Annotated in this window: 25 protein-coding genes; all 25 read left to right on the forward strand. The window is 32.8% G+C overall.

The genetic code is table 11. The annotated features are described in order from the left end of the window. Positions 1–2: 2 nt before the first annotated feature. The 25 genes from DEFDS_RS00555 to nikC are packed head-to-tail and all read left to right on the forward strand — an operon-like array spanning position 3 to position 21,814. A complete protein-coding gene (locus tag DEFDS_RS00555) occupies positions 3–950 on the forward strand; it encodes a Gfo/Idh/MocA family protein (RefSeq protein ID WP_013006869.1) in 948 nt (315 codons plus the stop codon). A 5-nt stretch (positions 951–955) separates the two neighbouring features. Then, positions 956–1,771 (forward strand): LpxI family protein, encoded by an 816-nt coding sequence (locus DEFDS_RS00560; RefSeq protein ID WP_013006870.1) that lies wholly within the window; start codon positions 956–958, stop codon positions 1,769–1,771. Continuing rightward, positions 1,761–2,231, forward strand: coding sequence for a chemotaxis protein CheX (locus DEFDS_RS00565; protein WP_013006871.1), 471 nt, complete (start codon positions 1,761–1,763; stop codon positions 2,229–2,231). The genes DEFDS_RS00560 and DEFDS_RS00565 overlap by 11 nt, the downstream gene beginning before the upstream one ends. Positions 2,232–2,235: 4 nt before the next feature. Continuing rightward, positions 2,236–3,012 carry a prepilin peptidase gene (locus tag DEFDS_RS00570; RefSeq protein ID WP_013006872.1) on the forward strand — a complete coding sequence of 259 codons (777 nt, stop codon included), beginning with the start codon at positions 2,236–2,238 and terminating at the stop codon, positions 3,010–3,012. 12 nt (positions 3,013–3,024) lie between these two features. Then, positions 3,025–4,227, forward strand: coding sequence for a tyrosine--tRNA ligase (gene tyrS / locus DEFDS_RS00575; protein WP_013006873.1), 1,203 nt, complete (start codon positions 3,025–3,027; stop codon positions 4,225–4,227). A gap of 16 nt (positions 4,228–4,243) precedes the next feature. Next, the gene (locus DEFDS_RS00580) at positions 4,244–5,485 is read left to right on the forward strand and encodes a DUF1015 domain-containing protein (protein WP_231841020.1); all 1,242 of its coding nucleotides are present in this window, start codon (positions 4,244–4,246) and stop codon (positions 5,483–5,485) included. 29 nt (positions 5,486–5,514) lie between these two features. Continuing rightward, positions 5,515–6,843, forward strand: coding sequence for a UDP-glucose dehydrogenase family protein (locus tag DEFDS_RS00585; RefSeq protein ID WP_013006875.1), 1,329 nt, complete (start codon positions 5,515–5,517; stop codon positions 6,841–6,843). A 14-nt stretch (positions 6,844–6,857) separates the two neighbouring features. Then, positions 6,858–8,660 carry a translation elongation factor 4 gene (gene lepA, locus DEFDS_RS00590; protein WP_013006876.1) on the forward strand — a complete coding sequence of 601 codons (1,803 nt, stop codon included), beginning with the start codon at positions 6,858–6,860 and terminating at the stop codon, positions 8,658–8,660. Continuing rightward, complete coding sequence (gene lepB / locus DEFDS_RS00595; RefSeq protein WP_013006877.1) at positions 8,661–9,254, forward strand: signal peptidase I; 594 nt, start codon at positions 8,661–8,663, stop codon at positions 9,252–9,254. A gap of 35 nt (positions 9,255–9,289) precedes the next feature. Next, on the forward strand, positions 9,290–9,637 hold the full coding sequence (locus tag DEFDS_RS00600; protein ID WP_013006878.1) for a hypothetical protein: 348 nt from the start codon (positions 9,290–9,292) through the stop codon (positions 9,635–9,637). Continuing rightward, positions 9,624–10,358: a UMP kinase gene (pyrH, locus tag DEFDS_RS00605; RefSeq protein WP_013006879.1), complete on the forward strand. Its 735-nt coding sequence runs from the start codon at positions 9,624–9,626 to the stop codon at positions 10,356–10,358. The genes DEFDS_RS00600 and pyrH overlap by 14 nt, the downstream gene beginning before the upstream one ends. Continuing rightward, positions 10,348–10,905, forward strand: coding sequence for a ribosome recycling factor (gene frr / locus DEFDS_RS00610; RefSeq protein ID WP_013006880.1), 558 nt, complete (start codon positions 10,348–10,350; stop codon positions 10,903–10,905). Before pyrH ends, frr begins: the two co-directional genes overlap by 11 nt. Then, a complete protein-coding gene (locus DEFDS_RS00615; protein WP_013006881.1) occupies positions 10,906–11,625 on the forward strand; it encodes an isoprenyl transferase in 720 nt (239 codons plus the stop codon). It abuts the gene before it with no gap. Beyond that, on the forward strand, positions 11,622–12,419 hold the full coding sequence (locus DEFDS_RS00620) for a phosphatidate cytidylyltransferase (protein WP_013006882.1): 798 nt from the start codon (positions 11,622–11,624) through the stop codon (positions 12,417–12,419). Before DEFDS_RS00615 ends, DEFDS_RS00620 begins: the two co-directional genes overlap by 4 nt. 1 nt (position 12,420) lies before the next feature. Further along, complete coding sequence (gene dxr, locus DEFDS_RS00625; RefSeq protein WP_013006883.1) at positions 12,421–13,554, forward strand: 1-deoxy-D-xylulose-5-phosphate reductoisomerase; 1,134 nt, start codon at positions 12,421–12,423, stop codon at positions 13,552–13,554. After that, on the forward strand, positions 13,554–14,621 hold the full coding sequence (gene rseP, locus DEFDS_RS00630; RefSeq protein ID WP_013006884.1) for an RIP metalloprotease RseP: 1,068 nt from the start codon (positions 13,554–13,556) through the stop codon (positions 14,619–14,621). The genes dxr and rseP overlap by 1 nt, the downstream gene beginning before the upstream one ends. Before the next feature lies 1 nt (position 14,622). Continuing rightward, positions 14,623–15,246, forward strand: a complete 624-nt coding sequence (locus DEFDS_RS00635; protein WP_013006885.1) for a 3'-5' exonuclease — start codon at positions 14,623–14,625, stop codon at positions 15,244–15,246. Between the two features lie 48 nt (positions 15,247–15,294). Next, complete coding sequence (locus DEFDS_RS00640; RefSeq protein ID WP_013006886.1) at positions 15,295–16,056, forward strand: ParA family protein; 762 nt, start codon at positions 15,295–15,297, stop codon at positions 16,054–16,056. Next, on the forward strand, positions 16,053–16,910 hold the full coding sequence (locus DEFDS_RS00645) for a ParB/RepB/Spo0J family partition protein (protein ID WP_013006887.1): 858 nt from the start codon (positions 16,053–16,055) through the stop codon (positions 16,908–16,910). The genes DEFDS_RS00640 and DEFDS_RS00645 overlap by 4 nt, the downstream gene beginning before the upstream one ends. Continuing rightward, positions 16,907–17,293, forward strand: a complete 387-nt coding sequence (locus tag DEFDS_RS00650; RefSeq protein WP_013006888.1) for a bactofilin family protein — start codon at positions 16,907–16,909, stop codon at positions 17,291–17,293. The genes DEFDS_RS00645 and DEFDS_RS00650 overlap by 4 nt, the downstream gene beginning before the upstream one ends. Continuing rightward, positions 17,290–18,042, forward strand: coding sequence for a triose-phosphate isomerase (tpiA, locus tag DEFDS_RS00655; protein ID WP_013006889.1), 753 nt, complete (start codon positions 17,290–17,292; stop codon positions 18,040–18,042). The genes DEFDS_RS00650 and tpiA overlap by 4 nt, the downstream gene beginning before the upstream one ends. 11 nt (positions 18,043–18,053) lie before the next feature. Beyond that, a complete protein-coding gene (gene secG, locus DEFDS_RS00660; RefSeq protein WP_013006890.1) occupies positions 18,054–18,371 on the forward strand; it encodes a preprotein translocase subunit SecG in 318 nt (105 codons plus the stop codon). Further along, positions 18,368–20,011, forward strand: a complete 1,644-nt coding sequence (locus DEFDS_RS00665; protein ID WP_013006891.1) for a peptide-binding protein — start codon at positions 18,368–18,370, stop codon at positions 20,009–20,011. The genes secG and DEFDS_RS00665 overlap by 4 nt, the downstream gene beginning before the upstream one ends. 14 nt (positions 20,012–20,025) lie before the next feature. Next, the gene (locus DEFDS_RS00670) at positions 20,026–21,009 is read left to right on the forward strand and encodes an ABC transporter permease (RefSeq protein WP_013006892.1); all 984 of its coding nucleotides are present in this window, start codon (positions 20,026–20,028) and stop codon (positions 21,007–21,009) included. Next, positions 20,993–21,814 (forward strand): nickel transporter permease, encoded by an 822-nt coding sequence (gene nikC, locus DEFDS_RS00675; RefSeq protein WP_013006893.1) that lies wholly within the window; start codon positions 20,993–20,995, stop codon positions 21,812–21,814. The genes DEFDS_RS00670 and nikC overlap by 17 nt, the downstream gene beginning before the upstream one ends.

The raw sequence follows: 21,814 nt of genomic DNA on the forward strand, positions 1-21,814 counted from the left end.
TTATGATTAGGATGGGGTTAATAGGTCTTGGAAGAATGGGGAAGTACCACTTAAATCTTTATGATGAAATCCCTGAAGTAAAATTGATGGGTATTTGTGATATAAATGAGGATGAGGTTAATAAACAATCAAAACTCACTGGTGTTAGAGGGTATACAGATTTTAGAGAAATGTTGGATTCCGTTGAGGCAGTGACAATTGCTGTCCCCACTAAATATCATTATGAAGTTGCTAAAGAGTGTTTATTAGCTGGGAAACATGTTTTGGTTGAAAAGCCTATAACAACAAATTTAGAAGAGGCAAAAGAACTTTTTGAGATTGCTAAAAAGAATGATTTGGTTTTGAATATTGGACATGTGGAAAGATTTAATGGCGCTGTAATGGAATTAAAGAAAATTGTTAATAACCCTTATTTGATTGAGTCAAGGAGAGTAGGGCCTTTTTCTGAAAGGATGAAAAATGATAGTATTATATTAGACCTTATGATACATGACATAGATATTATTTTAAATATATTAGAGGATGAAGTAGTAGATATACAGGCATTAGGTGGCTCTGTTTATTCAAATCTTTCAGATTTTGCATCAGTTAATATAAAGTTTAAAAAAGGGACAGTGGCAAATATCATTGTAAGTAGAGTTACGCAAAAAAAAGATAGAACAATGAGTATCGCTCAAGAGGATGCTTTTATATACCTCGATTATACTAATCAGGATATTAATATTTATAGACAGGGTGTAAGTCAGCATATTTTTGGTAATAAAGAACTAACATATAAAAATGAATACATTCTAGAAAGAATGTTTGTGTATAAAGATAACCCTTTAAAATTGGAAATTAAAAACTTTATTGACTGCATAGACAATAGATCTTGCAGAGTTGTATCGGTTGAACATGAGCTTAAATCATTAGAAGTTGCCCTTACTGTAGATAGCCTGTTGAGAAAGTAGATTCTATGAAAACTGCAGTTTTAGCCGGTTATGGCAATTTACCTTTAATTGCGATTAATAACCTAAAAGCTATGGGACACGAGGTTGTAACCATAGCATTTAATGAAGAGATAAATACTGATTTAAGTGGAGTTTCCGATAAGATTTACAAATTTAGTGTTGGACAAGCCAAAAAGGTATTGGACACCCTAGAAAAAGAACGTGTTGAATCAGTACTATTTGCAGGTAAAATAAATAAGTCATTGTTGTATAGCAACTTAAAGTTTGATATGTTTTCAGTTAAGCTTCTTATGAGCTTAAAGGATAGGAAAGATGATACAATAATGCTGAAAATTGTGGAGTTATTGGAAGAAAGAGGGATTACTGTATTAAAGCAGACAGATGTTTTTAAAGATTTATTGGTAGAAGAAGGTGTTTTGACGAAAATGAAACCTACTGGGCAAGAGATGGAAGATATCTTGTTTGGTTTTAAAGTGGCAAAAGAGATAGGCAGAGTTGATATTGGGCAAACTGTAGTTGTAAAAAATAAAGCTGTAATGGCTGTTGAAGCCATTGAGGGGACTGATGAGGCGATAAAAAGAGGGTGTAAATATGCAAAAAATGGTGGAGTTATTGTAAAAGTATCAAAACCTTGTCAAGATCTAAGGTTTGATGTCCCCACCGTAGGTATTGACACATTGAAAAATATAAAAGATAATAAAGGTAAAATACTGGCTTTAGAAGCAAACAAGACTTTTGTAGTAGATAAGGATGAATGTGTAAAGTTTGCAAATAAAAATAAAATTGTGATTGTTGGGATAAGGGGTGAAGATGAAAGCTGAGCATATTAATCCATTTATAGAGTCAACGTTATCTGTTTTTGAGACAATGCTTGGTATAAAACCTAAAAAGAAATCAGTGGGGTTGAAAAAAGGTGATGAGCCAAGTTACGATATCTCAGGTGTTATTGGTTTGACTGGTCAGGCTGTTGGTTCTGTGGTTGTAAGTTTTCCTGAATCTTTGGCTTTAAAAGTAGTTTCTAAATTCATTGGAGAAGAAAAGGTAGATATTGATGATGATGTTATAGATGCAGTTGGAGAACTTATAAATATGATTGCGGGTGGAGCTAAAAAAATTTTTACTGATAGAGGATTAAAATTCAAAATATCTATACCAAATGTGATAACTGGTAAAGGACACAAAATAAAAAGGCCTAGTAATGTCCCTTGTATTGCTGTTTTTTTTGAAATTGACGGTGAAATTTTTGCAATCGAGGTATCTCTAAAAGAGAATAATCAATAAGGGTATGGATTATCTATTTTTTTTTATTTTAGGATTAATTTTTGGTAGTTTTTTTAATGTAGTCATAAGCAGATTGCCTTATGGCAAATCAATAATTTCTCCAGGCTCCAGTTGCCCTAAATGTGGTTCAAAAATTAAGTGGTATGATAATATCCCGGTGATTAGTTACCTGTTGCTTAGAGGTAAATGTCGTGTTTGTGGAGTGAAAATCTCGATACAATACCCATTAGTAGAGATAATAACTGCAATTATTACAGTAGGGCTTTATTACAAATTTGGATTAAATGTTTATTTTGTGCAATACTTTGTATTAATTTCTTTGCTAATTTGTGCTGGAATTATTGATTTAATTACTGCATTAGATAATGATTTTGAAACAGGGATAATTCCAGATGAAATTTCTTTGGGAGGGATTCCTGTAGGAATAATTTTTGGTATATTGCAAAAAAAGCTTATTATAAGCTTGATAGGAGGGTTAGTAGGTTTTTTGTTGCTTTTTATACCAGGTTTTGTATATAAGCTTTTTACTGGAAAAGAAGGTATGGGTGGTGGAGATATTAAATTATTTGCTATGATTGGTACATTTTTGGGTTATAAACCACTTTTTTTTATATTGTTTTTGAGTTCATTTGTAGGAGCTACCATAGGGCTTTTTTTTATATATCTATTTAAAAATAGGGAGTATCCAATCCCTTTTGGCCCGTTTATTGGGCTAGCAACAATTATATACATTTTTTTTGGTGATTATATAATCCAGACTTATTTAAAAATGATAGCTTAATAGGAGGGTGATTTGTTACCTGTAGATGAGCAGTTAAAGTTGATCAAGAGAGGCACTGAAGAGATTATTGTAGAAGAAGAGTTAAAGAAGAAGATTGAAAAATCGTTAAAAGAAGGTAAACCGTTAAGGGTTAAAGCTGGATTTGACCCTACTGCGCCAGATTTACATCTTGGACATACTGTATTGATACAGAAACTTAAACATTTTCAGGATTTAGGGCATCAGGTTATCTTTTTGATAGGTGATTTTACTGGTATGATTGGAGACCCAACTGGGAAATCGGAAACTAGGAAAGCTCTATCAAGAGAGGAAGTTTTGAAAAACGCAGAGACTTATAAAGAGCAGGTATTTAAAATTTTGGATCCAGAAAAGACAGAAGTGGCATTTAATAGTCAATGGATGGATAAGATGACTTCTTATGATATGATTAAGCTTGCTTCAAAGTATACCGTTGCAAGGATGCTTGAGAGGGATGATTTTTCAAAAAGATTTTCAACTAACAAACCAATAAGCATACATGAGTTTTTATACCCCCTTGTTCAAGGATACGATTCTGTAGCGTTAAGAGCGGATGTTGAGCTTGGTGGAACTGATCAAAAGTTTAACCTTTTAGTAGGAAGGGACTTACAGAGAGATTATGGCCAAGAACCTCAAATTGCAATAACTATGCCCATATTGGAGGGCTTAGACGGTGTTCAAAAGATGAGTAAATCGCTAGGTAATTATGTGGGGATTACAGAAGATCCTTTTACCATGTTTAGCAAGATAATGTCTATTTCTGATGAGCTAATGTTTAGATATTATCTTTTGTTGTCTGATAAAAGTGAAGATGAAATAAATAGGATGAAAAGTGATATAGAAAATGGAAAGCTGCACCCTATGGAAGTAAAGAAAGCTCTTGCAGCTGAGATTGTTACAAGATTCCATAGCACAAACGATGCTAAAGAGGCTAGAGAAAAGTTTGAAAAGCTTTTTAGTAAAAAAGAGATCCCAGATGACTTGCCTGAATATACTTTAGAAAAAGGTTTGAAACTTATAGATATTATAAAAAATATAAATTTTGTTTCATCAAATAGTGAGATAAGAAGATTGGCATCCCAGGGTGCTATTTATATAAATGGGAATAGGGTAGAAGATATATACAAGATTATTGAGGATGAAGAGTTTGTATTGAAGGTTGGTAAGAAGAAGTTTGCTAAAATTGTTTTGAAATGAGGAGGTTGTCGTGGTCATGGTAAAACCGTTTAAAGGTGTAAGATACAATTTAGAAAAAACGTTATTGAAGCAGGTTATTGCTCCACCTTATGATGTGATTAGTCCGGAGCAGAAAGAGGTACTAAAACTTAGATCCCCATATAATGTTGTAAATTTGATTTTACCTGATGGTGAAAATAAATATGAAGAAGCAGCTAAAAAGTATGAGATGTGGAAAAAGGAGAAGATATTAATTAAAGATCCTGAGCCTGTTTTTTACCTTTACGAGCAGGAATATGAATATGAAGGTAAAAAGTATGTAAGAACTGGTTTTATAGGTTTACTAAAATTGGAAGAGTACGATAAAGGTAATGTTTTTCCTCATGAAAAGACTTTATCTGGGCCTAAAATGGACAGATTCAATTTAATGAAGGCAGCAAAAGCAAATTTTAGTCAAATTTTTGGTCTTTATATTGATAGAGATAATTTTTTAGAGAAGATTTTTTCCAGCATAAAGAAAGAGATGCCGGTAGCTTCAGCAGTTAATGATGAAAAAGTTAAAAATAGTTTATGGCTGATTAGCGATGAGGAAATGAAGAAAAGTATTGAACAATTTATGAAAGATAAAAAAATCTATATAGCTGATGGACACCATAGGTACGAAACGGCTCTTAAATATAGGGATTATATGCGTGAATTAAATGGTGATTCTCCTGAAGATATAAAACCTTATGATTTTGTTATGATGATGTTTGTGAATTTTTATGATGAAGGTTTGAAGGTATTTCCTACGCATCGTGTTGTTGAATTTAATGATAAAATTGATGATTTTTTTGAAAAATTAAAGAGAAGCTATAAAGTTGAAAAAGTTGATGATTTTAAGGTTGCCGAAAAAAAACAGAAAGAATCAGATGTGCCTTCTTTTATTGTTTATTATAATGGGAAATTTGCTTTTATCTCGATTTTAGAAGAGGAATATGAAAAACTGCATCCGATTTATAGAAAGGTTGATACTTTTGTTTTAGAAGAAACAGTTTTAAAACCAATATTAGGTTTTACTGATGAAAAACTGCTTAAAAAAGAGGGTATATATTTTGTTCAAAATATGGAGCAGATAAAAAAATTGGAAAAAGAGAAAGATGTTTTAGCTTTTATTGTAAAAGGTGTTGATATAGAGGTAGTTAAAGAGATAGCTGAAAATGGCCTTGTGATGCCTCAAAAATCTACATATTTCTATCCTAAACTTGATTCAGGGTTAGTTTTTAACGATCTTTCTTAATAGTAAGTTTATTAATTTGGAGGTTTATGATGAGAATTGCGGTTGTTGGCACTGGATATGTGGGCTTGGTTACTGGAGCTTGCTTGGCTGAATTTGGTATGTTTGTAACCTGTGTTGATATAGATAAGAAGAAGATTGATATGTTGAATAATGGTGAAATACCTATTTATGAGCCAGGACTTGATGTTATTGTTGAGAAAAACAGTAAGGCTGGGAGATTAAAATTTACTACCGATGTAGCTCAGGCAGTTAAAGATAATCTTGTTATTTTTATTGCAGTTGGTACCCCACCTAAAGAGGATGGTAGTGCTGATCTTACTTATGTTGAAAATGTGGCAAGAGATATAGCAAAAAATATGAACGGGTATAAAGTGGTAGTAAATAAAAGTACTGTCCCTGTTGGTACAGGTCAAAGGGTTAAAAAGATTATAAAAGAAATTGTGGGTGATAAATTTAGGTTTGATGTGGTTAGTAACCCTGAATTCTTAAGAGAAGGGGCTGCTGTCAACGATTTTATGAGACCAGATAGAATAGTTATTGGTGCTGAAAGTGATGAAGCAGTGGCTATAATGAAAGATATTTATAGTGCACACTATCTTGGAGAAGCACCTTTTGTGGTTACTAATATTGAAACAGCTGAGATGATAAAGTATGCATCAAATGCTTTTCTGGCGTTAAAGATTACATTTATTAATGAAATAGCAAATTTATGTGATCTAGTGGGTGCTGATGTTCATAAAGTAGCAAAAGCGATGGGTATGGATGGAAGAATAAGCCCTAAATTTTTACATCCTGGCCCTGGTTACGGTGGTAGTTGTTTCCCTAAGGATACTCTGGCATTATGCAACATAGCTAAGGAGTATGGCTATAATATAAAAGTTGTTGACGCTGCAATTGAAGCAAATGAGAGGCAAAAGCTTTTGATGGTCGATAAGATTTTGGGACTATTGGGAAAAGAAAAAAAAGAAGGTTCTTTAAAAGATGTCAATATAACAATTTTGGGGCTTGCTTTTAAACCTAATACTGATGATATGAGGGAGTCTCCATCAATAGTTATAATAAACGAATTGTTAAAATATGGTGCAAAGATAAAAGCTTTTGATCCTATTGCAATGGAAAATGCAAAAAGTATATTTGGGGATAGTATTGAATATAGTAAAGATGAATATAGCGCTGTAGAAGGGGCAGATTGCCTTGTAATTGTTACTGAATGGAACCAGTTTAGAAAGCTGGATATGGAAAAAATTAAGAGCTTGATGAGGAATCATAATTTGGCTGATTTACGTAATATTTATGAACCTAAAAAGATGAGAGAAATTGGATTTAATTATGTGTGTGTAGGAAGAAGTAAAATATAAAGGAACGGTTTTTTATGGATCAAAAGTTTATTAGAAATTTTTCGATTATTGCACATATAGATCATGGTAAATCCACTCTTGCAGATAGACTTATAGAATTTACTGGAGCACTTGATAAAAGACTAATGAAAGATCAAGTACTGGATAAAATGGAGATAGAGAGGGAGCGTGGAATCACAATCAAAGCTCAAACTGTGAGACTTTATTATGATGCAGATGATGGAAACAGGTATCAATTAAATTTAATTGATACCCCAGGACATGTTGATTTCACTTATGAAGTATCAAGAAGTTTGGCAGCTTGTGAAGGGGCACTTTTAGTAGTAGATGCCTCTCAAGGTGTTGAGGCCCAGACAATTGCAAATGTTTATCTAGCATTGGATAATGATTTAGAGTTAATTCCAGTTTTAAATAAAATAGATTTGCCTGGAGCTGACCCAGAAAAAGTAAAAGAAGAGATAGAAGAGGTTATAGGCTTAGATGCATCAGAGGCAATTTTAGCAAGTGCAAAAGAAGGAACAGGGACAAAAGAGATTTTAGAAGCGATTGTCAATAAAATTCCTCCTCCAAAAGGTGATCTGAATAAGCCTTTGAAAGCTATGGTGTTTGATTCTTGGTATGATTCTTATCAAGGGGTTGTTACCCTTGTTAGGGTAATAGATGGAAAGATTAAAAAAGGTGATAAGATAATTTTTATGTCATCAAAGAAGGAATATGAAGTAGGGAGAGTTGGAGTATTTACTCCGCTATCTACAGATGTGGATGAACTTTCAGCTGGTGAAGTTGGATTTATTATTGCTGGGATAAAAGAGTTAAAGGATGTTAATATAGGTGATACCATAACTCATCCAGATAAACCTACAGATAAGCCTTTTCCCGGTTTTAAAAAAGTGAAGCCTGTTGTTTTTTGTGGGATATATCCAGTTGATACAAAAGATTATGATGATTTGCGTGATGCACTTGAAAAATTATCTTTAAATGATAGTTCAATAACTTTTGAGCCTGAGACTTCTGCTGCGCTGGGCTTTGGTTTTAGGTGTGGTTTTTTAGGTTTGTTACATATGGAAATTGTTCAAGAAAGATTGGAAAGGGAGTTTGATTTAAATCTTATTACTACTGCACCTACTGTAATATATCGTGTGAAAAAGAAGAATGGGGAAATGTTAGAAATTGACAATCCAGCTTCTTTGCCACCTATTGGTGATATTGAGGAGATAGAAGAACCGTTTATAAAAGCTACAATAATAGTACCTTCTGAGTATTTAGGAGGAGTTTTACAACTTTTACAAGATAAAAGAGGGGTTCAAAAGAATTTTAATTATATATCTGAGCAAAGAGTGATTTTAGAATATGAAATTCCTTTAGCTGAAGTTGTTATCGATTTTTATGATAAATTAAAGTCTAGGACAAAAGGGTATGCTTCCTTTGACTATGAGTTTTCAGGTTATAAACCTAGTGAACTTGTTAAACTGGATATTCTCATAAATAAAGAGCCAGTGGATGCTTTAAGTATTATTGTTCACAAAGATAATGCTTATTATAAGGGTAGAGAATTGGTGGATAAGTTGAAAGAACTTATCCCAAGGCAGATGTTTGATGTGGCAATACAAGCTGCTATAGGGAACAAGATTGTGGCTAGATCAACTGTGAAGGCTTATAGAAAGAATGTTACCGCCAAATGTTATGGTGGTGATATCACACGAAAGAAAAAGCTACTTGAAAAACAGAAAGAAGGGAAAAAGAGAATGAAGCAGATTGGAAAAGTAGATGTACCTCAAGAGGCATTTCTCGCTGTGTTAAAATTGGGGGAGGATTAAATGAGCAGTGAGGTTAAAGAGGTTAAAAAAGGTAAATTTAAAGATACGATAGATTCTTTAGTTGTTGCTTTTGTAATTGCAATGATTATCAGAGCCTTTATTATACAGGCTTATAAAATACCTTCTGGCTCAATGCTTAATACGCTTTTGATAGGTGATCATATCCTTGTTAATAAATTGGCTTATAAATTTGGCAAACCTAAAAGAGGTGATATAATAGTTTTTGAATGGCCAGTGGAACCAGAAAAGGATTTTATAAAAAGAGTTATAGCAACACCTGGGGATAAATTTCAGCTTATAAACAAAAAGGTATATATAAATGATAAACCTTTAAATGAGCCTTACGCTATTTATAAATCAAGTTTTATATTACCAGGCAATTTTACTCCAAGGGATAATACTGAAAGTTTTATTATACCAAAAGGTTACTATTTTGTAATGGGGGATAATAGAGATTCAAGCTATGACAGTAGATATTGGGGTTTTGTATCGGAAGATAAAATTAAAGGGAAGGCCTGGATAATTTATTGGTCTTGGGATTTCCGTGACGGTTTTAAGTTAAGATTAAATAGGGTATTGAAAGTTATACATTAAATGTGTTAAATTGATATTTAACACAGGAGAATATTATGTTTAGATTAATAATTAAATTAGCTATATTTTTCATTTTAATATATGTGGGTGTTCTCTTTGCTAAACCTTGGGTAAAATATTATATATTTAAGAATGCATTTGAAAATGTTATATATAATGAGAAGAGATTTCCCGATTATAATATTGTAAGAAATTTAATGGATGAGGCTACGGATTTAAATATCCCGATTAAAAAGAGTGATATTAAAATTATAAATGATGATTATAAAAAAGTTTATAAAATTGAATATAAAGAGATTGTGAAATTACCTTTTGTTAAAAAGGAATTTGTTTTTAATTATGTATTAAAGGCAGAAAAAGAGCTGGAGGGTGAAGGTGGATAATACAAAGTATAAAAGGATATTGTTAAAATTAAGCGGCGAAGCTTTGATGGGGAAACAGAATTTTGGTATAGATGGTGATGTGGTTAAATTTATTGCTCAGGAAATTAAGGAAATTTATGATTTAGGTGTGCAGATTGGAATAGTAGTGGGTGGAGGCAATATATTTAGAGGTGTCTCTGAATCAGCTAAAGGGATGGATAGAGTATCAGCAGATTATATGGGGATGCTAGCCACAGTTATTAATTCTTTAGCCCTTCAAAATGCTCTTGAAACTTTAGGAATTCCCACAAGGGTACAATCAGCAATAGAAATGAGACAAGTTGCTGAGCCATTCATAAGGAGGAGAGCTATAAGGCATCTTGAAAAAGGGCGTGTTGTAATCTTTGGTGCAGGTACTGGGAATCCATATTTTACTACTGATACAGCAGCCACATTGAGAGCTTCAGAAATAAATGCTGACGTAGTTATCAAAGCCACAAAAGTGGATGGAGTTTATGACTCTGATCCGATGAAGAACAAAAATGCTGTGAAATTTGATACAATAAAATATATTGATGTATTAACAAAAGGTTTAAAGGTGATGGACTCTACTGCAATAAGTATGTGTATGGATAATGAAATACCTATTATAGTGTTTGATCTTTTTGGTAAAGGTAATTTAAAAGATATTGTTTTGGGCAGAAAAGTAGGAACTTTAGTGGAGGGTGAAAATGATAAATGAAATTTTTGAAGAAGTAAAAAGTAAGATGGAGAAAAGTGTTGCATATTATAAGGAAGAATTAAAAGGTGTTAGGACAGGGAGAGCCTCTGCTGCACTTTTTGAAAACATTAAAGTTGACTATTATGGGACCCCTACTCCAATTCCACAGGTAGCTACTATTCAAGTTCCTGACCCTAGACTTGTTACTATTCAGCCTTGGGAACCCAATATGGTACCAGTGATTGAAAAAGCTATTATGAATAGCGGTATGGGATTTAACCCTTCTAATGATGGAAAAATGATCAGGGTTCCGATTCCTCCGTTGACTGAAGAAAGAAGAAAAGAGTTGATGAAACTTGTAAATAAAATGGCTGAAGAGGCAAGAGTTGTAATACGTAATGAAAGAAGATATGGAAATGATAAGATTAAAAAGTTGGAAAAAGAGAAAGAAATTTCAGAGGATGAGGCAAAGAAAGCTTTAGAAAAAATCCAAGAATTAACAAACGAATATATTAAGAAAATTGATGAAATTACAGCAAAAAAAGAAAAAGAGATTATGGAATTATAAGTGACTAACGATAAAAACCCTTTACATGTTGCAATAATAATGGATGGCAACGGCAGGTGGGCAAAGCAGAGAAACCTGCCGCGTATTTTTGGCCATAGGGCCGGTATGGAATCTGTCAATAAAATTGTAAGTTATGCCTCAAAACTGGGGATTAAATATTTATCTCTTTTTGCCTTTTCCACAGAAAACTGGCTTAGGCCAAAGGATGAAGTAAATGGTTTAATGGAAATATTAAATGAATTTATTGATAAAAAGTTTAATGAAATAATAGACAAAAATATAAAGCTTGTCGTATCTGGGAGGTTAGAACAGATACCTGAGGAGCCGAGATCTAAGTTGGAAAAACTTATTGATGCATCAAGTAATAATTCTGGGATGGTATTAAACCTAGCATTAAACTACGGTGGTAGAAGTGAGATTGTAGATGCAGTAAATAAAATTTTGAAGTCAGGCTTAAAAGAGATTAAAGAAGAAGAAGATTTTAAAGACTTTTTATATAATCCAGAAATCCCTGATGTGGACCTTTTGATTAGGACAAGTGGAGAGATGAGAATAAGCAATTTTATGTTGTGGCGTCTTGCATATGCTGAGTTGTATTTTACTGAAGTATTATGGCCAGATTTTGATGAGAAAGAGTTTGATAAGGCATTGGATAATTATAAATCGAGAGTTAGACGTTTTGGGATGACAGATGAACAGATTATGAGAGGAGAATTTTGAGCGAAAAACAGAAAAGGGTAGCAACAGCATTAATATTGATCCCTTTACTTATCTTTGCTGTAATTTATTTCAGTGATTTTTACTTTTTCTTAGTTTTGGAAGTTGTGATATTGATTGCAACATATGAGTTTTCTAGACTGATAGAAAAAAGTGAGTTTAAATTTTTAAAGGTACCTACTTTTATAGGTGCGTTTTTAATTCCGTTTGCCTTTTATTTAAAGGATTTAAATATTTTTCTGTTTGCAGTATTTATTATATGCTTTTTTACGTTGGTATTAAAACTCTTAGGCTCAAAGCCCTTAGATGATACTTATAAGACGATTTCAATAACATTTTTAGCAGTTTTTTATATATCTTTTATGATTTCACATTTACAGCTTTTAAGACATGAAGGTTACCATTATATCTTTTACCTCTTTTTTATTATATGGTTAAGCGATAGTTTTGCATATTTTTTTGGTATTAAATTTGGAAAAAGAAGACTTTACGAACTTATAAGTCCTAAAAAAAGTGTGGAAGGGTTGATCGCAGGGTATATCGGTGGGTTTATTGCTGCAATAATTTATGGTACGGTTTTTCTTAAGTTAAACTTTCAAAATATAATTTTTAGCGCTTTTATTGTTGTTACAGCAGGAGTTTTAGGAGATTTAGTGGAATCAATGTTTAAAAGGAAGTCAGGGGTTAAGGATAGTGGGAATATATTCCCTGGCCATGGTGGTATGCTTGATCGCATTGATTCTCTGATTTTTGGCGCTCCAGCTCTCTATTACTATATTTATTTTTTTGTGAGGTAGGATGAAAAAGGTTGGAGTTGTTGGAGCCACTGGATCCATTGGTACTCAAGCAATTGATGTAATTAAGAAAAATAAGGATAAATTTGAGGTAGTTTTTATATCTGCCCATAGTAGTAAGGATAAATTATTAAACTTCAAAGAAGATATCGATGCAAAATATGCAATATTAACAGGTGTAGATAGTAGTGATAATGGAGATGTCTTATTTGGATTAGATGAGTTATTGAATATTATAAAAAATGAAGAAATAGATATTATACTTTCTGCTGCAGTAGGGTTTTCTGGATTATTACCAACGTATCACGCTTTACAAAGAGGGATAGATATTGCTTTAGCAAATAAAGAGTCTATGGTAACAGCTGGTAGCATACTAAATAACATTTCTAAAAGAAATGGAGCAAAAATAATACCTGTAGATAGTGAGCATTCTGCTATATTTCAATCAATCTTAGGGCATAAAAAAGAATTTTTAGAAAAAATAATTTTAACAGCAAGTGGTGGTCCATTTAGAAGGCGACCAATAGATTCTCTTGAATTTGTTGAAATTGATGAAGCGTTGAAACATCCAAATTGGAAAATGGGTAAGAAAATAACTGTAGATTCAGCAACTATGATGAATAAAGGGTTAGAGCTGATTGAAGCAAAATTTTTATTTGATGTTTCAACTGATAAATTAGATGTGATTATCCACCCTGAGAGTATTATTCATTCAATGGTCTCTTTTTGTGATGGGAGCTATATCGCTCAGCTTGGTTTTCCTGATATGAGAGTTCCAATAGCTTATGCGTTGAGTTATCCTGAAAGACTGACACTTGATACAAAAAGGTTGAGCTTTTATGAACTTGAAAAATTGACGTTTTTAAAACCGGACTTTAAAAGGTATCCATGTTTAAAGTTGGCATTCGAAGTTTTGAATAATGATAAGGCAGTGTATTATATTGCATTAAATGCTGCCAATGAAGTGGCTGTGGAAGGCTTTTTGAAAAAAGAGATAAAATTTATTGATATCCCAAGTGTAATTGAATCGGTTCTTGAAAAAATAGAACAAGTTGATGTCAAATCTATCAATGATATTATAGAAGTAGATAAAACCGCAAGAATGTATGCATTAGATTTTATAAAAAAGAGGTTTTGATGGGTATTATATCTGCAATTTTAGTTTTTGGCATTTTAGTATTTATCCACGAATTTGGACATTTTATATTTGCAAAATTGTTCGGTGTAAAAGTATTAAGGTTTTCAATCGGATTTGGGCCTGTACTTATTTCAAAAAAAATGGGCGAGACTGAATATGCTTTGTCTTTGATCCCATTAGGTGGATATGTAAAAATGTATGGGGAAAATCCAGATGAAGAGGATGATGTTGTAAGTGATGAAGATGCTGATAAGGCTTTTTCAAATAAGCCTGTATGGTATAGATTTTTTATTGTTTTGGCAGGTCCTTTATTTAATTATTTACTTGCTATCATTATTTTTTCTTTCATCTTTATGTCTGGTATAGAAAAACTTTTACCTGTTATTGGTGAAGTAAAAGATGGGATGCCTGCGGCTATAACAGGGATACAGCCTGGTGATAAAATAATAGAAATTGATGGCCACAAAGTAAAGTTTTGGGAAGATATCGGAAATTATATAAAATTCAAAGCTGGAGAAGAGGTACATGTTAAAATTGATAGAGATGGCAATATAATCAGTTTAACTTTAGTACCTAAAAAGGAGAAAGTGAAAAATATTTTTGGTGAAGATAAATATGTTGGTTTAATAGGCATAATGCCTAAAGGTGATTATATAGAAGTAAAGTATAATCTGTTTGAATCTTTTGTTTTGGGGTTTAAGAAGACAAATGAGGTTACAAAACTTACCCTTTTAGGGATTGTTAAAATTATACAAAAGGTTGTGCCAGCTGATAATATCGGTGGTCCAATAATGATTTTTCAGATGGCATCAGAGACTGCAAAAGCTGGGTTTTCTAGCTTGCTTGCATTCATGGCAGTAATCAGTATAAATCTTGCTATTTTGAACCTTTTGCCTATACCTGTTTTGGATGGTGGACATCTCTTATTTTATATCATTGAAATGATAATAAGAAGACCAGTAAGTTTAAAGGTTAGAATGGTTGCTCAATATATTGGCCTTGCATTGCTAATATCATTAATGTTTTTTGCTTTTTATAATGATATTACAAGGATAATCAAAAAATAGTATGATACTTGAATACGCAGAATTGTTAGATAAAAAAATTAATGAAGTTGAGTATTGTGTTTTTGATATAGAATCTACTGGGATAAATCCTTTTGATGGAGATAGAATTGTTGAAATCGGCGCAGTAAAAATAAAGCCTGGGTTTGTGATTGATTACAAAAACAAATTTCATGTATTAGTAAATCCTGGGATACCTATTCCAGAGGATTCTCAAAAGATTCATGGGATTACAGATGAGGATGTTGCAAATGCTCCTGATGAATGTGAAGCTTATTATAATTTTATAGAATTTGCAAAAGGGTGTATTCCAGTTGCTCATAATGCAAGGAAAGATATGGCTTTTTTGAGAAGAATATCAAAGGAATATTTAATAGATGAACCTTTTGAGTTTGTTTTAGATACATTAGCACTTTCTAAAAAAGTAAATGTGTTGTCAAGATATCACAATCTGGATGCTTTAATAGAAAAATACAATGTTAGAATAAAATCTAATTATAAGAGGCATAGAGCGCTTTATGATGCTGAAGCTACTTCTGTTATTTTCAAAATTATGATGAATGATATTTACAATAAATACAGGTTTTCTTTAATCGAACTGTTTCAGTTTTTAGATATAAAAATCTAAAAATCGGTGGGTTGATTTTTAGATGAATATGGAGTAATCTTCCAAGTTATGGGTAAAATTATAGCAGTAGCAAATCAAAAAGGTGGTGTTGGTAAGACGACTACAGCAGTAAATCTTTCTTCTGCTTTAGCTATTGCAGAAGCTAAGGTTTTGATTGTGGATATGGATCCGCAAGCAAATGCTACAAGCGGGCTTGGTTATCTACCACATGAGTTGGAAAAGTCTGTTTATGACGCTATAGTGGGTGACGTTTCTCTAGACGAGATTATATTAGAAACTCAAATAAACAATCTTTACTTAGTTCCTAGTAAAATAGATTTAACTGCTGCTGAAATAGAGTTGGTGACAGTTCTATCTAGAGAGACAAGATTAAAGAAACATCTTGATATGAAAAAGGATGATTTTGATTTCATTATTATAGACTGTCCGCCTTCTCTTGGTTTATTGACGATAAATTCTCTGACAGCAGCTGATACTGTATTGATCCCGTTGCAATGCGAATATTATGCATTAGAAGGGTTGAGCCAACTGTTAAATACTGTAAGATTAATTAGAGAAAATTTAAATCCTGAGTTGAAATTGGAAGGGATTTTACTTACAATGTATGACCCCAGAAATAATTTATCAAAAGAAGTATACAGACAAGTGAGGGAATATTTTAGAGAAGATATGTTTCGAACCATAATTCCAAGAAATGTTAAACTTAGTGAAGCTCCAAGCCATGGATTACCAATTATTTCTTATGATATAAGGTCTAAAGGTGCAGAAAGTTATATAGAATTAGCAAAAGAGGTGATAAGTAGAAGATGACGAAAAGAAACCCACTAGGTAGAGGATTAGAATCTCTTATACCTACAAGCAAAGATAGAGAAGCGGGGAAAAAGGTTATAGAAATAGATATTACAAATATACAGGCAAATCCAAATCAACCCAGAAAAAATTTTGATAAAGAATCTTTAAATAATTTAGCTGAATCTATTAAGAAAAAAGGGGTTTTACAGCCCATATTAGTAGAAAAAATCTCTCAAAATAGTTTTATGATTATAGCTGGTGAGCGAAGGTGGAGAGCTGCTGGTCTTGCTGGTATTAAAAAGATTCCAGCAATAGTTATAGATAAGCAGGATGATAAAGAGAGACTTGAGATAGGCTTAATTGAAAATGTACAAAGAGAATCCTTGAATCCTGTTGAGCTTGCAGAAGCTTATAAAAAATTGATGGATAAATATGGTTATACTCAGGAACAGGTTGCCAGTATTGTTGGTAAAAGTAGATCTGCTGTTGCAAATACTCTTAGATTGTTGGCGCTTGATGAAAAAAGTCTTAAAGCGTTAAAAGAAGGGCTTATAAGTGAGGGGCATGCAAGATGTTTACTTGTGATAGATGATCTTCAAAGCAGGTTGAGAGTTTTGAAAGATATTATAGATAAAGAACTATCAGTAAGGGAAGCTGAAAAGTTAGTCTCTAAGCTTAAAAGTAAACCTGCAGAAACTAAAAAGAGTATTGAGAAGGACCTCTTTATTTCCACACTAGAAGAAGAGCTTGAGAGTTATTTTGAAACCAAGGTAGACATTCAATTGAAAAAAAAGGGTGGAAGCATTGTTATAAAGTTTAATAGTAATGATGATTTAAATAGAATAATAAATGTTTTGAGAGGCGAGTTATGATAAAGGGTAAAAACGAAAGTAATGCAATTAATGCATTTTTGGGTAAAAATACCAAATTTGAAGGGACACTTATCTTTGATGGTATGGTGAGAATTGATGGTGATTTTCAAGGGGATGTTAAAAGTAGTGATACTTTTGTTATTGCTGAATCTGGAAAAGTTAAAGCAAATATAGAGGCTGGTGTTGTAAAAATTTCTGGTTATTTTGAAGGAAATATTGTTGCAAAAAATAAAGTAGAGTTGTATAAGCCTGCAGTTGTAAACGGAAGTATTAAAACGCCATCTTTGATAGTTGAAGATGGTGTTATTTTTAATGGGACATGCGAAATGGGTAAAGATATTAAAACTATTGTGGAAAAGAAAAGTGAGGGGAAAGAAGGATGAGGAAGCCTTTGATCGTTGGTAATTGGAAAATGAATACCACTATTTCAGAGGGCGTTGAGCTTGTGAAATCTGTTATTGATAGTGGTGTGGATCAATTAAGTGTGGATTTTGGTTTTGCACCACCATTTATCTCTATATATGAAATCAAGAAATATTTAAATGATAGCCATATCTTAGCTGGTCAGAATATGTATTTTGAAGATTCTGGTGCGTATACTGGAGAAATTTCTGCTGATATGCTTTTAGGTGCTGGGTGTAATTATGTTATTTTAGGACACTCTGAAAGAAGACATATTTTTGGGGAAACAGATGAGGTAATAAATAAAAAAGTATTACACGCACTAAAAAAAGGATTAAATGTTATTTTATGTGTGGGTGAGCTTTTAGAAGAGAGAGAAGCTGGTTGTGAGGTTGAGACAGTTTTAAGGCAAGTTGGTTTGGGATTAAAAAGTGTTGAAAAAGGGTTGATTAATAATGTTGTAATTGCTTATGAGCCTGTATGGGCAATAGGGACAGGAAAAACAGCCTCGAAAGACGATGCTGAAAAGATGCATATGGAAATTAGAAAATATATAGCTAAGCTTTATGACGATGATGTAGCTCAACGTATTAGAATAATGTATGGTGGAAGCGTCAAACCAGAGAATATTAAAGAATTGATGAGTTCACCAGAGATAGATGGTGCTTTAGTTGGTGGTGCAAGCTTAAAAGCTGAATCTTTTATAAAAATTTTAAAATATTATGAATAAAGAGGTGAGTAATGTATAGCATAATAATAGCCATTCATGTGTTTGTTAGTATACTCTTAATCTTAGCTGTTTTATTGCAGTCGGGAAAAGAGTCTGATTTAGGCTCAGCTTTTGGTGGTGGTTCAAGTGATAGCTTTGGGCCAGCTACACCAGCAAATATTATGAATAAGATTACGACAATTTTGGTTATTGTGTTCTTTTTTACTTCAATTACGTTGACAATTATGTCAAAGAATAGAACAGGAGAAAGTATTTTAAATAATATTCCTGTTAATGCGCCGGTAGAGCAGAAAAACAATTTGCCTCAGGTTCCATTGCAGAGCAAATGATATTTGCCAAGAGGCTTTTTTTACTATTACTGTTAATTTTTGTTTTTACTTCTTGTGGGACAAACGAGGAACCTGTATCTAAAAAAAACAAAGAAAAGCTTGAAAATGAAACTGTAGCTTTTGGTGATGCTTTAGTTGAGGGGAGTATTGGTGACGCAAGTAATTTAATACCAATATTAGCTACTGATTCGGCATCTCATTCTGTTGCAGGGCTTATTTACAATGGCTTATTAAAATATGATAAAAATCTTAATCTTGTAGGTGATTTGGCTGAGAAATGGGAAGTTTCAGAGGATAAAAAAGTAATCACATTTTATCTTAAAAAGGGTGTAAAGTGGCAGGATGGGAAACCTTTTACATCTGAGGATGTAAAGTATACATACGAAATAATTGTGGATGATAAAACACCTACTGCGTATGATGCAGATTTTAGATTAATTGAAAAAGTTGAAACACCCGATAATTATACAGTTAAAGTTTATTATAAAATGGCTTATGCACCAGCATTAGCAAGTTGGACAGTATCGATTTTACCTGCACACTTGTTAAAAGGGAAACCAATAACAAAATCCCCATTACAGAGGAAACCAATAGGAACAGGACCATATAAATTTTTAGAATGGAAATCTCAGGACCATATTACATTGGTTGCAAATGAAGATTATTTTGAAGGGAAACCACACATAGAAAGATATATATACAGAGTTATACCTGATACTTCATCAATGTTCTTAGAACTGTTAAATCAAAACATTGATATGATGGGTTTATTCCCTTTGCAATATACAAAACAGACTGAGAATACAAGATTTAAAAAATATTATAAAAAATATAAATACTTGGCTAATTCCTACACATATATTGGTTATAATCTGAAAAATAGCTTATTTGCTGATAAAAGGGTTAGACAAGCATTAACCTATGCTACCCCTAAAGATGATATTATCAAAGGGGTTTTGTTTGGTCTTGGTGTAAAGGCTACAGGGCCATACAAGCCAGGGACCATTTGGTATAACCCAAATGTAAAAAAATATGATTATAACTTGGAAAAGGCTAAAGAACTTTTAAAAGAGGTTGGTTGGTCTGATGTGGATGGCGATGGTATTTTAGAAAAGAGCGGAAAAAAGTTTAAGATAACTATTTTGACAAATCAGGGGAACAGTTCTCGAAGTAGGATAGCTGAAATAGTTCAACAAAGCTGGGAAAAAATTGGGATTAAGGTAGAAATTAGAATTTTAGAATGGGCAACATTTATTAGCGAGTATATTGATAAACGGAATTTTCAGGTTGTTATTTTGGGTTGGAGTATACCTCAGGAGCCTGATTTGTATGATGTATGGCACTCTTCAAATTGTAGAGATAAAAAGTTAAATTTTATATGTTATCAAAATAAAGAGGTGGATAATCTAATTGAAAAGGCTCGTGTTGAGTTTGATGTTGAAAAGAGAAAGAGTTATTATCACAAAATTCAAGAAATTTTAGCAGAAGATCAACCTTATACTTTTCTGTATGTACCTGATGCATTGATAGCTCTTCACAAGAGGTTTAGAAATGTTTCTCCAGCTCCAGCGGGTCTGATGTACAATTTTATAGATTGGTACGTTCCAAAAGCTGAACAGCGATATCATTTTACAAAGTAGATAAAAGTAGAAATATGTTAAATTATATAATTAAAAGATTGCTAGGTATGATCCCTATGCTTATAGGGATTACGATGATTAGTTTTATTGTTATCAATCTTGCTCCAGGTGACCCTGTGCAGTTTTTATCTCAGATGAATCCTAAAGTTTCAGAAACTGCAAGAGCAAAATTTATTAAAATGTATGAACTTGATAAGCCCATACATATCAGGTATTTTAATTGGCTAAAAAAGGTTGCCAAATTGGATTTTGGTGAATCATTTGCTTTAGATAGGAAGCCGGTTTTAGAAAAAATAAAAGAGCGATTGCCTTTGACTATTTATTTGAATGTAACTGCTATGGTGTTAATTTTTATTATAGCGTTACCTTTAGGTGTTTTATCTGCTTATTATAAAGATACCTTGTTTGATAGAGGGGTAACTATTTTTGTTTTTATCGGTTTTGCAATACCCACTTTCTGGCTAGCTCTTCTTTGTATGTATTATTTTGGCGTTGTTCTTGGATGGCTGCCAATATCAGGTCTTAAATCTTATAATTTTGATTCATTGACTATGTTTGGTAAAATTATTGATGTTATCAAACATACTATAATGCCTGTGGGAATATCGGTCTTTGGTGGACTTGCTGGGTTATCACGATTTGCAAGAAACAGTATGCTTGAAGTGTTAAATGAAGAATATGTAGAGGCTGCTAGAAGTAGAGGTCTTCCAGAAAATAAAATATTGTTTAAGCACGCGTTAAGAAATGCGTTGTTACCAATAATTACAATATTAGGTTTATCGATTCCAGGGCTTATTGGTGGTAGTGTGATATTTGAATCTATTTTTGGGCTACCAGGTATGGGGCAGCTTTTCTACCAATCTGTTATGATGAGAGATTATCCAACAATAATGGGTATTTTGGTTATTGGAGCAGTTTTAACGTTGATTGGAAATTTAGTTGCTGACGTGGTTTATGCTCTAGTAGATCCAAGGATTAGGTATGGGAAAAAAGGGTAGTACACTTTTTTGGGTAGGCTTGGTTATTGTTGTTAGTTTTTTTGTTATAGCTGTTTTTGCTCCAGTTATTGCGACTCATGATCCTTATAAGATAGATTTGAATAATATATTCTTACCACCATCAAAAGATCATCTCTTTGGGACAGATGATTTAGGGAGAGATGTATTTAGTAGGATAGTTTATGGTTCTAGGGTATCACTTTTAGTGGGCTTTATATCTGTTGGTATTTCAATTGTTATTGGTACAGCTTTCGGATTGATTGCAGGTTATTATGGGGGTTTTATTGATAGTATGGTTATGCGTTTTGTTGATGTTATGCTAAGCTTCCCATCTTTTTTTCTGATCCTTGCAGTTATCGGTTTCTTAAAACCAAGTCTTGTAAATGTAATGATAGTTATTGGTTTGACGAGTTGGATGGGTGTCGCAAGGATGGTTAGAGCAGAAGTTCTAAGCGTAAAAGAAAGGGATTATGTAATTGCTGCAAAAATATTAGGGCTTAGAACATGGAAGATTCTTTTAAAGCATGTTTTACCAAATGTTTTTACACCTATTTTTGTTACTGCAACTTTGGGGATAGCTGGAGCTATTTTGACAGAGTCTGCATTGAGCTTTTTGGGGCTTGGTGTCCAGCCACCTACTCCATCTTGGGGAAATATCTTGACAGTTGGAAAAGATAATATAATGTTTGCCTGGTGGTTATCATTTTTCCCTGGAGTTGCAATATTTTTAACAGTGCTTGGGTACAATCTCTTGGGTGAAGGGCTAAGAGATTTATTAGATCCAAAAGAAGAACAAAGAAAATAA

This window comes from Deferribacter desulfuricans SSM1, from assembly GCF_000010985.1.
GTDB classification, from domain to species: domain Bacteria; phylum Chrysiogenota; class Deferribacteres; order Deferribacterales; family Deferribacteraceae; genus Deferribacter; species Deferribacter desulfuricans.